This window comes from Methylobacterium komagatae, from assembly GCF_042661665.1.
GTDB classification, from domain to species: domain Bacteria; phylum Pseudomonadota; class Alphaproteobacteria; order Rhizobiales; family Beijerinckiaceae; genus Methylobacterium; species Methylobacterium komagatae.
The window spans coordinates 5,145,872-5,160,319 of the sequence record NZ_JBHSWN010000001.1 but is presented as its reverse complement, the minus strand read 5'-3'; the positions used below and the strand labels follow the sequence as shown (position 1 = coordinate 5,160,319).

Here is a 14,448-nt window from a genome sequence, read left to right as displayed (position 1 = left end):
GCGCACTGCGCAGATGCAGTGGCGACGGACTAAAATCTTCGCCCAACCGTTACCACATCATCGTCGGCGGCTTTCGTCGCCGGTTCGTCTTCAGAGGCGTTTCATGTCCGTTACTTCTTCGCGCGGCCGGCGCAGGGCGGCCCTTCTGGCGCTCGCCGCAGCGCTGACCGTCGCGGCCCCGATCGTCGAGGCTCGTCCCGGCGGCGGTGGATCCATGGGTTCGCGCGGCTCTCGCACCTACACGGCTCCCTCGGCCACGCCGACCGCACCGGGTGGCGCGACGACGATGCAGCGCAGCCAGACCTCCCCCTCGCCGGGCATGAACAGCCCCGGCATGGCCAATCCCGGCATGCAGGCCGCTCGTCCGCGCTTCGGCGGCGGCTTCTTCGCGGGTCTGCTCGGTGCTGGCCTGCTTGGCGCTCTGCTCGGCGGCGGCTTCTTCGGTGGCCTCGGCGGCATCGCCTCCATGCTCGGCCTGCTGCTTCAGGTCGGCCTGCTGATCGGTGTCGTGATGCTGGCGATGCGGTTCTTCCGCCGCCGCAGCGAGCCTGCCGCAGCCTCCTACGCCCGCAACGCGTCGGATGGCCCGAACCCCGGTATGGGTGGCCCGATGGGCGGTCCGGCCGGTAATCCGATGGGCGGCGGCAACGCCGGTCCGTACGCCGCGCCGCGCCAGCCGCAGATGCGTCAGGTGCAGATTGGCCCGAACGACTATCAGGCGTTCGAGCGTCTGCTCGGCGACATCCAGGACGCGTATTCCCGCGAGGACCGCGTCACCCTTTCGAACCTCTCGACGCCGGAAATGGTCGGCTACTTCGATGAGGAGCTTCAGGGCAACGCCTCGCGTGGCGTCGTGAACCGCATCACGGACGTGAAGCTGCTTCAGGGCGACCTCGCGGAAGCCTGGGGCGAGGACCGCACCGACTACGCTACGGTCGCTATGCGCTACGCCTTAAAGGACGTGACGGTGGAGCGCGGCAGCGGCCGCGTCGTCGCCAACGGCGACCCGGAGGCAACGGAGCTCTGGACGTTCCAGCGTCAGCCCGGCCGGGGCTGGGTGCTCTCGGCGATCCAGCAGACCAAGCGCTGAGATGACATCAGGCCGGTGCCTTCAGGCACCGGCCTTTTTCCTGTCCACGTCCCAGGCATTGGCCAAGGCGACGAAACCCTCGACCGGGATTTCTTCCGCCCGCGCCGTTTCGAGAATGCCGACCGCGCCTAAGAGCGAGGCCGGATCGGGGGTGAGGGCCTTGAGGCTCTGCCGCAACATCTTCCGGCGCTGGCCGAAGGCCGCCCGCGTCACAGCCTCCAGCGCGCCCGCCCGGCAGGGCAGAAGCGTGGCGCGCGGGACAAGCCGCACCACGCTGGACGTGACCTTCGGCGGCGGAACGAAGGCCGAGGGGGCGACGTCGAACAGGATCGATGCCTCGGTCCGCCAGCCACACAGCACACCAAGCCGCCCGTAATCCGCCCGCTCCTCCGGCGTCGCGACGATGCGCTCGGCTACTTCTCGCTGGAACATCAGCACGGCGCTGTCCCACCACGCGGGCCACGTCTCCCCCGAGAGCCAACCGGTGAGGAGCGTGGTGCCGACATTGTAGGGAAGGTTGGCGACGATCCGCGTCGGCCCGGTTCCGATCAGGGGCCTGGGGTCGAATTCCATGGCATCGGCATCGATCACCTCGAGCCGACCCGGATAATGCGCCGCAATCTCGGCAAGCGCCGGAAGCGCGCGAGGATCACGCTCGATCGCCACCACGCGCCCCGCTCCCTCCGCCAGCAGCGCGCGGGTGAGGCCGCCGGGACCGGGGCCGACCTCCACCACCGTCACGCCTTCGAGCGGACCGGCGGAGCGAGCGATGCGGCCCGTCAGGTTCAGATCGTAGAGGAAGTTCTGGCCAAGGGCCTTCTTCGGTTCGAGGCCGTGGCGCGCCACCACCTCCCGCAGGGGCGGCAGCCCGTCGGATGCGCTCACAACTCGTCCTCTGGATCGAAATGGCGTGCGCCCGCCGGGCGCTCTCGTCCGGCATAGACGCTGGCAGGAACCGGCTCCTGCTCCTGAGCGAATGTGGACCCCGCGAGCCGCTTCGCGAGACGAAGGGCGGCCATCAAACTGTCCGGCCGGGCGATGCCCTTGCCCGCGATGTCGAAGGCGGTGCCGTGATCGGGCGAGGTCCGCACGAAGGGCAGGCCCAACGTGACGTTTACCCCGTCATCGAAGGCGATGGTCTTGATGGGGATCAGCGCCTGATCATGGGTCGGAGCCAGGGCGACATCGTAGCCAGCACGGGCACGGGCGTGGAACAGTGTATCGGCCGGCAGCGGCCCCCGAATATCGATGCCTTCCGACCGGAGCCGGGCCACGGCGGGCGTCAGTACGTCCCGGTCCTCATGGCCCATCGTCCCGGCCTCGCCCGCATGCGGATTGAGGCCAGCTAGGACGAGGCGCGGCTCGGGAAGACCGAACCTTTCGCGCAGATCCCGCTCAACGATGCGGGCGGTCTCCTCCACCAGGTCCTGGGTCAGCAGATCGGGCACGGCGCGGAGCGGAACGTGGATCGTCACCGGCACGACCGCCAGGGTTTCGCTCCAGATCATCATGACCGGGCGGGGTGGCGTGACGCCGGGTGGCACCGCGAGAGCCGCCAGGAATTCCGTATGGCCCGGATGCGCGAAACCAGTACGGGTGAGGACATGCTTCGCGATGGGGTTCGTGACGACGGCCGCGGCGCGCCCGGCCTTCACCAGGGCGACGGCGGCACTGATCGATTCGATCACCGCACCCGCATAGGCGGAATCCGGCACGCCGGGCTGGGCCGTCACCGGCGTGCCGCTCGGCAGGGGAACGACGGGGAGGGCGCGGGGGAACACCTCCGCCGCCGTCTCGGGATCGACCTCGGCCACCGGCACGAAACGGTCGAGGCGCAGGGCCAAGCGCTCGAAGAAGGCAGGATCGCCGAGGACGAAAAAGGCGGCAGCGGGTTCGGGCCGCCACGATCGAGCCACGCGGCGAGCGCGAGTTCGGGGCCGATCCCGGCGGGATCACCGAGGGTGAGAGCGAGAGGTAGCATGGGGCCCAGTATCGCGCCCCGCATCGCCCGCGTCATCACCGGGCCGAGGCGATGCCGTCTGCCGTGGTCGCCACACCGACGTTCTGGCGCAAGTCAGCCTCGCCGAGCGTCTTCAGCTCGATGCGCAGCAGCACCGTCTGGTTGCGCTCGCGAACACCCGTCGCCGTGGCGATGGGCGAGTTGATGTAGTTGAGCGTGACGGTGGTGCACTCGTCCTGATAACCGCCGCCGAAGCTCGCGCCCGCCATGTAGAAGCGGCCGGGATTCTCGTAGAGCGGCCGCGCGCCGACCGGGTTGGCGAGGTAGCCCGCCAGGGCATCGGTATAGGTGTTACGCACGTCGAGGTAGTGGGTCAGGTCGAGGAGCACCGAGCCCGAGACGAACCAGTTCGGCGTGATGCTGTAGGTCGCCGAGGCGGTCACGCCCTCGCGATAGTGGCTGTAGCCGAGCAGCGGCTGAGCCTCGTAATACGAGTAAAAGACCGAGGTCGTCAGCGGCACGAAGGGCGAGAAGCGGGCGGTCACGCCGGTCTCAAAGCGCGAGACATGGAAGTCCGCTTGGTTGAACCGCGCCCGCGAGATGAACGTGATGTTCTGGTTCGGAGACAGCTGGAAGCGCCCGACATAATCGGACAGCCGCTTGTCGAGGCCCGATTCCAGGCCGGTATTCGCGAGGTCGCCCCGGCGGAACGAGTTCACGCCCGCAAGCTGGATGGACTCGCCGAACATCGCGTTCGCGTACCAGCCCGACGGCGTGAAGATGGAGTACTGCGCGCCGAGATTGGTACGCACGCCGCCCTCGACCCGGTCGTAACCGGAGAACTTGTCCCACTCGAACAGCGACGTGTCGTCGAAGACGAGGCTCTGCGCGTCCTCGTTCGGCAGACGGCCGACCTTGGTCTCGGACGGGCGCACGAGAAGCTGGCCGATGGGCTCGATCGTATGGACGCCGAACCCGCCGAAATTCGCGACGAAGGGATAGCGGTAATCGACGCCGACCGTCGGCATGATGCGCCCGGACACGCCGTCATCGATCCGCGCCACGGAGGGGGCGAGGTCGTTCTGGTAGCCCGACAGGTTCGGGTTCACGAAGAACGCATCGCCGCGTAGCGACGCGAAGGGCGTGATCTTCTGCCCGTAATCGTCGATGAAGCTGCGCCGCCACGTCACCTGCGCCGAGGCACGCGTGTTGTAGCCGGCGAGGCCCTGGATCAGACACGATCCCCGGGCGAAGACCGCACAGGTCTGGTACAGCGGGAAGCTGATGCCGTTGATGCTCGGCGAGAACAGGTAGGCCGTGGTGCGCGGCAGACCCTGGTACTGAGTCGTCTCGCGGTCCAGGCTCGTGATGTTGGTTTGCAGGCGCAACTCGCCACCGATCTCGGACGGGGCGTTGATGCGCTTATCGTAGTCGATCACCGGGGCGACGATCGGCTGCTGCTTCTGCCAGTCGAAGCTCGACAAGCCCTTGAAGTAGTAACCGCGCGCCTCGAACCACGAGCGGTCGCCCTGGCCGATCAGGTAGGCCGTCGACACCGCCTCGCGGAAGAAGTCCGTCGTGATGGACTGGTTGCGGATGCGGTAATTGTCGAGGAACCACTTGTCGGTGACTCCGACGACATCCCAGCCCGTGCGCCACCGCTCGTTGATATAGAAGCGTCCCTGGCTCTCGATCGAGCCGCGGAAGTCCCGCTCGCCCGCGCCCAGCGGGCTCGGCAGGAAGGCCGAGGGGGTCGTCTGCGAGATGCCCGAAAGGCGCAGGCTGTAGAACCCGTTATCCAGCCGGTGGCGGAACTCCGCCTGTCCGAGCACGCCCTGGCGGCTCAGGATCGTCGGCGTGATCGTCAGGTCGTAGTTCGGCGCAAAATTGATGAAGTACGGCAGGGACACGCCCCGGCCGAGCGCCGTGGTTGAGATGAACCGCGGCGTCAGCAGGCCGGTCTTGCGCCGCTCCGACGGATCGGGCGCCTCGAAATATGGCAGGTAGACAACCGGGATGCCGGCGATCTCGAGGGTCGATTCCTCGAAGTAGATCGTGTGCGTCTCGTTGTTGTGGATAATTTTCTGCGCCCGGATCTGCCACAGGGGCGGCTTCTCCGGCGCGTCCTTGCACGGCTCGCAGGCGGTGTAGCTGCCGTAGTCGAACGAGGTCTGCTCACCGTTCACGCGCTCGCCGCGCGGCGCCGAGAAGCGGACCCGGATCGTCTCGTTCTTCCGCTCCACGGATTGCTGCACCCGAAGCGAGTCGACGAAGCCGGTCTTGAAGTCGTCCGTGGCTCCATGCGCTCGCCGGTCACGACGCCGCCATCGGCTTCCGTCAGGCGGACATTGCCCTCCGCGAAGACGCGGCCGGTGCCGCGATCGTAGCGCACGCGGTCCGCCTGCAGCGTGCGGGGGCCGTAATGCAATTCCGCATTGCCACGGGCGGTCACCGTGTTGCGGTCGTTGTCGTAGATGGCTCGTTCGCCTCGACGAGCAGCTTCTCGCCCGGCTTGCCCTTGGTCAGGGGATCCTTGGGCGCAGGGACGCCCTGCGCGTGCCCGATCGACACGGGCAGCACGGCGACCGTGAGAGCCGCCGTGAGACCGGCGCTCCTCAGGATGTCGGCGACCTTACGCAACGCCAGTCCCAACCCCTGTGACGACTTCCGCCACGACACTCACACTCGTCTCCCGACCCGCATGGGCCGCAGGCTTCAGCCGTCCTCTTGGTACAGAAGCGCGAGCGTACCGAGAAGACTTCCTACCACCGCTGGGAACCAAGCAGCCACAGGTGTTGCAACCAAACCCGAGGCGCCGAGCCCTTCCATGATCTGACGCACGACGTAGAGCGTGAACCCTGCCGCAACGCCTCCGAGGACGAGTTTTCCGACACCACCAAAGCGGAAGAACCGTAACGAAACGGTTGCGGCGACCATGACCATCGCCACAAACAGAATCGGCCTCGCCCACAACACATCGTACTGCAGCCGGTAGCGGGTCGCATCCAGCCCCGCTCGCTCCGTCTGTGCGATGGTGGCAGGGAGTTGCCAGAAGGGCACAGATTCAGCGCTGGTGAAGCGCTGGCGCACCCGCTCGGGCTGGAGGTTCGAGGCGATCAGGTAGGTGCCGTAGCTCTCCGGCGGCTCGTCCGGCCGCAGGATCCGGGCGTCGGTCAGCTCCCAGAACCCGTCATGCAGGCTCGCCTGGGCTGCGACGATCTGCGACGTGAATTCCCCGCGTTCATCGAAGGTGAACACCCCCACGCCCGCGAGCGTCGTGGTGCCTTCGATGGCGGTCTCGGCCCGGATGATCGCCTCCCCGTCGAGCCCCTTCTGCCGTAGCCACAGGTCCTTGCCCGAAGTGGCCTTGGTCGATTTGGCGAAGATCTTGGCCTCGATCTCTGTGGATCGCTGTTTCAGTGTCGCCGAAACCGGGTTGTAGATGCCGACTGCCACCGCCCCCAGGGCGAGGGCGACGAAGAGGCCCGGCTGCAGGAATTGCCACGCCGAGATGCCGGCGGCCCGGGCCACCACCAATTCGAGCTTGCGCGACAGTTGCAGCATGGCGGCCATGGAGCCGAACAGCACGGCGAAGGGCAGCACGCCCTCGGCGACGGTGGGTGTGCGGTAGAGTGAGAGTTGCGCCATCAGCCCCGCCGAGGCGCCCTGGGACTCGCCCGCCCGGCGCAGCAGCTCCACGAAGTCGAGGGTGTAGACCAGGGCGAAGACGGTGATGAACACGCCGAGAACGGTGCGTGCGAAGCGCGCGGCGAAGTAGCGTCCGAGGGTGGGTCCGATCAGCATGGCCGCCCCGCTACTGTGCCGGAGCGAGGCGGGGCGGGCGCAGCCGCGACCGGACGAAGCGTGCGATGCCCGCGTTGAAGGCGCGGACGCGCGGGCCCTGGAAGATCATGAGGCTCGACAGGACGATGGCGAGCAGCGGCGCGCCATAGATTGCCGCGACCGCGCCAGAACTTCTCGTTGCGGCGCTTACCGCCGCGAAGCCGCCGATGCGCAAAGCCACTACGGCGACGATGGCCCCGGCGATGGCGAGACCCCGCCCCTGGCGGGTGGTGCGTGGGTCGCCGAGGGCGGCGAAGGCGATGAAGACCAGGGCCAAAGGGTAGAGCGCCGCCGAGAGGCGATCATGAAGCTCGGCCCGGAAGCGGCCCTTCTGCAGTTGGTAATAGGTCTCGCTTCGGTCGGGGAAGAGAAGCTGCGAGGTGGAGCGCTCGCGCGGCTTGTAGATCGTGTCTGAGTCCGGCGGCGCGAAGGCGGCGAGGTCGATCGTGTAGCGGTCGAACTTCAGGATCGACGAATCGCGGCTGTCCTTCTGCTGCTGCAGCACGGTGCCGTGTTCGAGGATGAGATAGCTCTGCCCGTCGATATCGACGGCATTGCCCTTGTCGGCGAGGTAGACCTTGGTCTTGCCCGCCTCACGCCGGTCCTGAATGAACAGCCCTTCGAGCACGCCCCCGGCCCGCGCTGACGGAAATGGAAGGTGATTCCGTTGTCGAGCTGGGTGAATTGCCCCTCCTTCACCACGTTGGCGATAAAGTCGCCGCGCACCCGCGTGATGACGTCGCGCAGTTCCTGAAAGCTCGCGGGCATCACCACGATCACCACCACGCCTACGAGGAAACTGACGCTGAGCGCCAGCGTCACGAAGGGGCGCAACAGAGAGCGGGGCGGCATGCCCGCTGCCGACATCACGATGAGCTCGGAATCGCCGTTGAGCTTGTTGAGGGCGTAGATCGACCCGATAAACAGGGCGACCGGAGCAATCACCACGATCAGGGTCGGCAACGACAGAGCGGTGACGAAGAGGAAGACGAGCAACGTCTGCCCCTTGGCGGTGACGAGGTCGAGCTCGCGCAGCGCCTGGGTGACCCAAATCGTCCCGGTCAACCCGAGAAGGCACGCAAGCGTGCCGCCGGCCGCGATCCGGAAGATGTAGCGTTCGACCTGCCTCATCGTCTGAGAGGCCTACTCCGTGGTTCGCTCCCCTGCCAGCGGCATGACGAGATAAGTGGGGCGATTCCAGGGCTCTCGCGCCGCGTTGCGTTCTTCGTCTCACAGGCTACACAGGGCGGATTGCGCATTGCGGCCGACGATCCACGGCCGAGGCGTCGGGATGGCGGCTCAAGCATGACGGACAAGATCGACATCGCCTTCGGGCCCCTGGGCCAAGGCGGCCAGGGCGACCTCGTGGTGTTCGTGGGCGACGACCTCGCGCTCGGCTCCCCGGCGCGGGACGCCCTCGGCGCGGCGGGTGCGGACCTCGTCGCAAAGGCGGCGGGTTCGGAGAAGTTCAAGGGACGCTCGCTCTCGGCGCTCGTTCTTCCCGCCCCGGCGGGGGTCTCGGCGGACCGGCTCGTGATCGTCGGGCTCGGCAGCGAATCGGATCGCGGCAAGCTCGATTGGCCCGCCCTCGGCGGCTTCACCGCCGCGAAGGTGTCCGGCCGCACGGCGCGGATCATCCTCGATCTGCCGGGCGTGGTGACGGGCCCTGAGCAGGCCGCCGCCTTCGCGCTCGGCGCGCGGCTGCGAAACTACACGTTCGACCGGTACAAGACGAAGAAGAAGCCGGACGCCGAGGATAAGGTCGGCACGAGCCTGACCATCCTGGCCGCCGACCATGCTGCGGCCTCCCACGAGGCCGAGACCGCACGCGGTCTCGCCGACAGCGTCATCCTCGCCCGCGACCTCGTGAACGAGCCGCCGAACGTCCTCTTCCCCGAAGAATTCGCCAACCGCGCCAACGCGTTGAGCAAGCTCGGTGTCGAGGTCGAGATCCTCGATCTCGCCAAGCTTCAGGCGCTGGGCATGGGCGCTCTACTCGCCGTGGCCCAGGGCTCGGTGCGCGAGCCGCGCGTCGTCATCATGCGCTGGAACGGCGGCGCCTCCGGCGAGGCACCGGTCGCCTTCATCGGCAAGGGCGTGGTGTTCGACTCGGGCGGCGTGTCGATCAAGCCCGGCGCGGGCATGGAAGACATGAAGGGCGACATGGGCGGCGCGGCCGCCGTCGTCGGCGCCATGCATGCGCTGGCCTCGCGCAAGGCCCGCTGCAACGTGGTCGGCGCCATCGGCCTCGTGGAGAACATGCCTGACGGCGGTTCCTACCGCCCGTCCGACATCCTGACCTCCATGTCCGGCCAGACCATCGAAGTGATCAACACCGACGCCGAGGGCCGCCTGGTCCTCGCCGACGTGATCACCCACATCGTCCGCTCGACCAAGCCCAAGGCGATGGTGGACCTCGCCACCCTCACGGGTGCGATCATCGTGGCGCTCGGCCAGGACATCGCCGGGATGTTCTCGAACGACGACACGCTCGCCGAGAACATCCGCGCGGCGGGCGAAGCGACCGGCGAGGCCGTGTGGCGGATGCCGCTGATCCCCGCCTACGACAAGGCGATCGACTCGAAGTTCGCGGATATGAAGAACACCGGCGGGCGCCATGGCGGCGCCGCGACGGCGGCCTCCTTCATCAAGCGCTACGTCGAGGACACGCCCTGGGCGCATCTCGACATCGCGGGCGTGGCCATGTCCTCGACCTCGAACGAGATCAACAAAAGCTGGGGCGCGGGCTGGGGCGTCCGCCTGCTCGACCGGCTGATCCGCGACCATTACGAGGCGCGCTGAGCCCCTCGGAGCAGGCACAGTGGCGGGCGACGCCTTCCTCGACGTCATCGGGTCGCGCTACGCACCCGTCCGGGTGCCCGCGCCTCGCCGCGCGGCGCCGAACGGAGCGTGGGTGGGCCGTGCCGTCGAGGCTTTCGCGCCGACCGTCGCCGTGCTCCTCGCGCTTGTCCTCGTGGCGGTGAGCGGCCTGAGCCGCCGCTCGGGCGTGCCGGACATTCTTGAGCCCTACGCCTACGGCTACTTCATCGACCGCTATCCGCTCTTCGTCTTCGCGCTCATCTACGGCGTAGTGCGGATCGTCGCCGCCTGCGCCGCACCTGGTTCAGGCGCTCCGGTGCGGCGTACCGTCTTCGCCCTGGCGGGGGTCGTGGTTCTCGGCTTGGCCGGACTTTACCCCACCATCGGCGGGCTGATCCTGCGCGGCGGCTATGCCACCGGCGGCATGGCATTCCTGACGGGTCAGCCGCTCTGGATCGCCTATGCGCTCGGGGCGGCCGTTCCGGCGATGATGCTCGGTGGCATCATCGGGCTGACGGTCATCGCGGCGAACCGGTCTCTCCGCCCACGCTGGCGACGGGTCGGCTGGGGCGCTTTGTCTTTCCTGTGCCTGTGGTTCGGCGCGGCCATGATCGGCCTCGCGCATCAGGTCGGCTTCGGTCCCTGGCCGGCACGAGCCATGACCGGCCATGAGGCCGGGGTCGCCGTAGGGCTGCTGCTCCTTGCGATGGCGCCGCACAGCCTCCTCGTCGCGTTACGCCGTCGCCAGGCTGTCGCCTGAGCCTGCCTTGCGCACGCCATCCGCTTCGCCCAAAGTTCGGGGCGAGGGGGCGGGATTGTCGGCCGGAAGAGCCGCACCTGCGGGAGAAACGCCAATGAATGCCAGCGTGACCATGAACCGCGACGCGGTCGGCGCGCCGGGCGGGTCGGCCACGCGGCCTTGGCTTGCCGCCTATCCGCCCGGTGTCCCGGGGGATATCGATGTCGCGGGTCTGAAGACCCTGACCGAGCTCTACACCCACAGCATCGCGGCCTTCGCGGACCGGACCGCCGTAACCTGCTTCGGCTCGGACATGACCTATGCCGAACTCGGGCGGCAGGCTCGGGCGCTCGCAGCAAGCCTCCAGGCGGACGGCCTCGCCAAGGGGGACCGGGTGGCGATCATGCTGCCCAACGTACCGTCCTATCCGGTGGCGATCGTCGCCGTGCATCTCGCCGGGGCGGTCGTGGTCAACATGAACCCGCTCTACACGAGCCGCGAGATGGCGGCGCAGGTGCAGGATTCGGGCGCCCGAGTCCTCATCGTGCTAGAGAATTTCGCTCATACGGTTGCTGGAGCGCTGGACGAGATCGACCTCCGCCGGGTGGTGATCGCCGGTCCGGGCGACGGGCTCGGCCTGAAGGGCCAAGCCATCAACCTCGCAAGCCGCCACCTGCGCAAGGCGGTACCGCCCTACATTCTGCCGCCGGGGCTCACAATCCGCTTCGCCGATGCGCTGAAGACCAAGACCGCGCCCCAGCCCGTACCGGTCGCGCCGGACGATCTCGCCTTCCTGCAATATACCGGCGGCACAACGGGCGTCGCCAAGGCGGCCATGCTGACGCATCGCAACGTCGCGGCCAATGTCGAGCAGAGCGTCACGTGGTTCGACGCGATGGACACGAACCGCGTTCGCGTGATGGTGACGGCGCTGCCACTCTATCACATCTTCGCCCTCACGGCCTGCTTTTTGTTCTCGGTGAGGATCGGCGGAAGCTGCCTGCTGATTCCGAACCCGCGCGACTGCGACGGCTTCGTGAAGACCCTTTCGCGCGCGCGCTTCACCAGCATCGCGGGGGTGAACACCTTATTCAACATGCTGGTGAACCATCCGAAGATCGGCACGGTGGATTTCTCCAACCTCGATTTCGTCATCGGTGGCGGCACCGCGGTGCAGAGTGCCGTGGCCACGCGGTGGAAGGCCCTGACGGGGCGGGCGATCATTGAGGGCTATGGCCTGTCCGAGACCTCGCCCGTGCTCTGCGCCAATCCGAACACGCTCGATGAGTTCAGCGGCACGATCGGCTTCCCGCTGCCGTCCACGATCGTCTCGATCCGGGACGAGGAGGGGCGACCCGTTCCGCCCGGCGAGCGGGGCGAACTTTGCGCTCAGGGTCCGCAAGTCATGCGCGGCTATTGGAACCGTCCGGACGAGACCGCGCGGTCCATGACGGCGGACGGCTATTTCCGCACTGGCGACGTGGCCGTGATGAGTGAGGGCGGCGAGGTGAAGATCGTCGACCGCTTGAAGGATATGATCCTCGTCTCGGGCTTCAACGTCTATCCGAACGAGGTCGAGGACGTGATGGCCTCGCATCCGGGCGTGCTCGAATGCGCGGTGGTGGGCTCACCCCATGCCGAGACCGGCGAGATGGTCGTCGCCCATGTGGTGCTGAAGGATCAGACCGTCTCAACCGACGATCTGCGCAGCTACGCCCGTACGCAACTCACCGGCTACAAGGTGCCGCGCACGGTCGTACTGCACGATGCCCTGCCGAAGACGAATGTCGGCAAAGTGCTGCGCCGGGTGCTGCGCGACGACACCCCGCCGGTCTGACGCGCGACGTAACCTCGCGGCCCATCTCGCCGAATGGTGAGGTGGGTTGGCTTGCCCGTACGGCAATTCGGCCCGATCTCTTGTCGGTCACGAGCGAGGAGACGGCCATGCTGATCAGGCGTAATCGCGGTTGGGAGATTCCCGAGAGCCAGGCGACGCCTGAATCCATTTTCCTCAACCGACGCAGCCTCATCGGCGGCGCAGCCGGTCTCGCGGCGGGATCGCTGATCGGCGGCGGCGCGCGGGCAGCAAGCGAGGGCGGTCTCTACCCCGCTCAGCGCAACGACGCCTACACGCTCGACCGCGCGCTGACGCCCGAAAAATTTAGCGGCGACTACAACAACTTCTACGAATTCGGCATGTCCAAGACGGTCCTGCCCGCCGCCAACGCGCTCAAGACCTCCCCCTGGACCGTGAAGATCGACGGACTGGTCGAGAAGCCGTTCGAAATCGGCGTCGATGACCTGATTAAGAAGATTGGGCTGGAAGAGCGCCTTTATCGCCACCGCTGCGTCGAGGCTTGGTCGATGGCGGTGCCCTGGACGGGCTTTCCGCTGTCGAAGCTCGTGGCCCTCGCGAAGCCGAGTTCGGGCGCGAAATACGTGCGCTTCGAAACCTTCATGGACAAGGCGACCGCGCCGGGGCAGCGGGTGTTTTACTACCCCTGGCCGTATATCGAGGGCCTGACGATGGCCGAGGCGGGCAATGACCTGCCCTTCGTCGTCACCGGCATCTACGGCAAGCCCCTGCCGAACCAATTCGGCGCGCCGATCCGCATCGCCGTGCCGTGGAAATACGGCTTCAAATCCGCAAAATCGATCGTGAAGGTCTCCTTCACCGCCGAGCGGCCCAAGACCTTCTGGGAGGGGCTGCAGGCGTCCGAATACGGCTTCTGGGCCAACGTGAATCCGGCCGTGCCGCATCCCCGCTGGAGTCAGGCGAGCGAGCGGGTGCTCGGTACCGACCAGCGCGTGCCGACGCTGATCTACAACGGCTACGGCGAGCAGGTGGCCGGGCTCTACAAGGGGCTCGAGGGCGAGCGGCTCTTCGTCTGACCGCCCGCCCCGGAGGCTCACATTTCGAGGCAGATCTTGCCGAAATGCTTGTTGCTCTCCTGGTGGCGGAAGGCCTCCACCAGGGAGTCGAGGGGATAGCGGCTATCGACCACCGGCTTCATGCCGTTGGCATCGATGGCACGCACCATATCCATCTGCTGGCGGCGGTTGCCGACGAGAACGCCTTGAAGGCGCAACTGCTTCACCAGGGCGGGCACCACCGCCAACGAGCCCGCGACGCCGGTCAGAATGCCGATCACCGAGATATGGCCGCCGACGCGCGCGGCCTCCATCGATTGCTCCAGCGTCCCCGGCCCACCGACCTCGATGACGTGATCGACGCCCCGTCCGCCGGTCAGCTTGCGGGCCGTTTCGCCCCAGGCGGGATCATCGCGATAATTGATCAGGTGGTCGGCGCCGAGCGCCTGCAAGCGGGACAGTTTCTCGCCCGACGATGAGGTCGCGATCACCGTCGCCCCGGCCATCTTGGCGAATTGCAAGGCGAAGACAGAGACGCCGCCGGAGCCCTGTACCAGAACGGTGTCGCCCGCCTTGACCTTTCCGTCCTCGTGGAGCGCACGCCACGCGGTGAGCCCGGCCGTCGTCAGCGTGGCCGCCTCGGCATGGTCCCATCCGGCGGGAGCGCGGGTGAAGGCGCTGGCGGGGGCGGTGATCGCCTCGCGGGCATAGCCATCGACGCCATCCCCCGGCACGGTCGCGAAGCCCAGCACCTCCGGTTGGCCATCGAGCCAAGTCGGGAAGAAGGTGCTGACAACCCTGTCGCCGACGCAGAATTCGGCGACGCCTGGGCCCACTGCGGTGACGTCGCCCGCACCGTCGGACATGGGAATACGGTCCTCAGGCGGACCCCACATGCCGCTGACGACAGCGTAATCGTGGTAGTTCAGCGAACTTGCCCGCAACCGCACGGTGATCTCGCCGAAACCCGGTTCCGGCACTGGGCGCTCGGCTGTGCCGACCCGCTCGAACCCTCCACCCGCTCCGACGACGATCGCCTTCGTCACCATACCCATGGCCACCTCCCGCCAGTTTGTGTGGCTGGGATCTAGCGCATCAGACTCGCAAGAGGATGGCGCCCACGGG

8 protein-coding genes and 3 pseudogenes are annotated in these 14,448 nt (G+C 67.4%); 5 read left to right on the top strand and 6 right to left on the bottom strand.

The genetic code is table 11. From position 1 onward, the window contains the following. The first annotated feature begins 103 nt into the window (after positions 1 to 103). The gene (locus tag ACFQE0_RS25355) at positions 104 to 1,090 is read left to right on the top strand and encodes a TIM44-like domain-containing protein (RefSeq protein ID WP_378974605.1); all 987 of its coding nucleotides are present in this window, start codon (positions 104 to 106) and stop codon (positions 1,088 to 1,090) included. 21 nt (positions 1,091 to 1,111) lie between these two features. Here ACFQE0_RS25355 and rsmA read toward each other — a convergent pair whose 3' ends face one another. From rsmA to lptF, 5 genes and pseudogenes are all read right to left on the bottom strand, one after another. Then, positions 1,112 to 1,975 (bottom strand): 16S rRNA (adenine(1518)-N(6)/adenine(1519)-N(6))-dimethyltransferase RsmA, encoded by an 864-nt coding sequence (gene rsmA, locus ACFQE0_RS25350; protein ID WP_378974602.1) that lies wholly within the window; start codon positions 1,973 to 1,975, stop codon positions 1,112 to 1,114. Beyond that, positions 1,972 to 3,071, bottom strand: a pseudogene (gene pdxA / locus ACFQE0_RS25345) (4-hydroxythreonine-4-phosphate dehydrogenase PdxA). The gene rsmA and the pseudogene pdxA overlap by 4 nt, the downstream one beginning before the upstream one ends. A gap of 35 nt (positions 3,072 to 3,106) precedes the next feature. Beyond that, positions 3,107 to 5,690, bottom strand: a pseudogene (locus tag ACFQE0_RS25340) (LPS-assembly protein LptD). A gap of 75 nt (positions 5,691 to 5,765) precedes the next feature. Then, positions 5,766 to 6,854, bottom strand: a complete 1,089-nt coding sequence (gene lptG / locus ACFQE0_RS25335) for an LPS export ABC transporter permease LptG (protein WP_378974600.1) — start codon at positions 6,852 to 6,854, stop codon at positions 5,766 to 5,768. A 10-nt stretch (positions 6,855 to 6,864) separates the two neighbouring features. After that, a pseudogene (gene lptF / locus ACFQE0_RS25330) lies at positions 6,865 to 8,024 on the bottom strand (LPS export ABC transporter permease LptF). A gap of 174 nt (positions 8,025 to 8,198) precedes the next feature. Between lptF and ACFQE0_RS25325 the strand changes: the two are divergent. The 4 genes from ACFQE0_RS25325 to msrP all read left to right on the top strand — a co-directional run bounded on the left by ACFQE0_RS25325 (position 8,199) and on the right by msrP (position 13,344). After that, a complete protein-coding gene (locus tag ACFQE0_RS25325; protein WP_378974598.1) occupies positions 8,199 to 9,695 on the top strand; it encodes a leucyl aminopeptidase in 1,497 nt (498 codons plus the stop codon). Positions 9,696 to 9,714: 19 nt separating this feature from the next. Continuing rightward, complete coding sequence (locus ACFQE0_RS25320; protein ID WP_378974596.1) at positions 9,715 to 10,473, top strand: hypothetical protein; 759 nt, start codon at positions 9,715 to 9,717, stop codon at positions 10,471 to 10,473. Between the two features lie 94 nt (positions 10,474 to 10,567). Next, a complete protein-coding gene (locus tag ACFQE0_RS25315; RefSeq protein WP_378974593.1) occupies positions 10,568 to 12,289 on the top strand; it encodes an AMP-binding protein in 1,722 nt (573 codons plus the stop codon). 107 nt (positions 12,290 to 12,396) lie between these two features. After that, a complete protein-coding gene (gene msrP / locus ACFQE0_RS25310; protein ID WP_378974591.1) occupies positions 12,397 to 13,344 on the top strand; it encodes a protein-methionine-sulfoxide reductase catalytic subunit MsrP in 948 nt (315 codons plus the stop codon). Between the two features lie 17 nt (positions 13,345 to 13,361). On the opposite strand, the gene ACFQE0_RS25305 is transcribed toward msrP, so the two are convergent. Beyond that, entirely contained in the window at positions 13,362 to 14,372 is a 1,011-nt protein-coding gene (locus ACFQE0_RS25305) for a zinc-dependent alcohol dehydrogenase family protein (RefSeq protein WP_378975699.1), read from the bottom strand. Between the last annotated feature and the right edge of the window lie 76 nt (positions 14,373 to 14,448).

Bases quoted from the DNA above. Each gene is read 5' to 3' on its own strand.
- ACFQE0_RS25355 (WP_378974605.1), top strand. From the start codon at position 104: ATGTCCGTTACTTCTTCGCGCGGCCGGCGCAGGGCGGCCCTTCTGGCG.
- lptG (WP_378974600.1), bottom strand. From the start codon at position 6,854: ATGCTGATCGGACCCACCCTCGGACGCTACTTCGCCGCGCGCTTCGCA.
- ACFQE0_RS25325 (WP_378974598.1), top strand. From the start codon at position 8,199: ATGACGGACAAGATCGACATCGCCTTCGGGCCCCTGGGCCAAGGCGGC.
- ACFQE0_RS25315 (WP_378974593.1), top strand. From the start codon at position 10,568: ATGAATGCCAGCGTGACCATGAACCGCGACGCGGTCGGCGCGCCGGGC.
- msrP (WP_378974591.1), top strand. From the start codon at position 12,397: ATGCTGATCAGGCGTAATCGCGGTTGGGAGATTCCCGAGAGCCAGGCG.
- ACFQE0_RS25305 (WP_378975699.1), bottom strand. From the start codon at position 14,372: ATGGTGACGAAGGCGATCGTCGTCGGAGCGGGTGGAGGGTTCGAGCGG.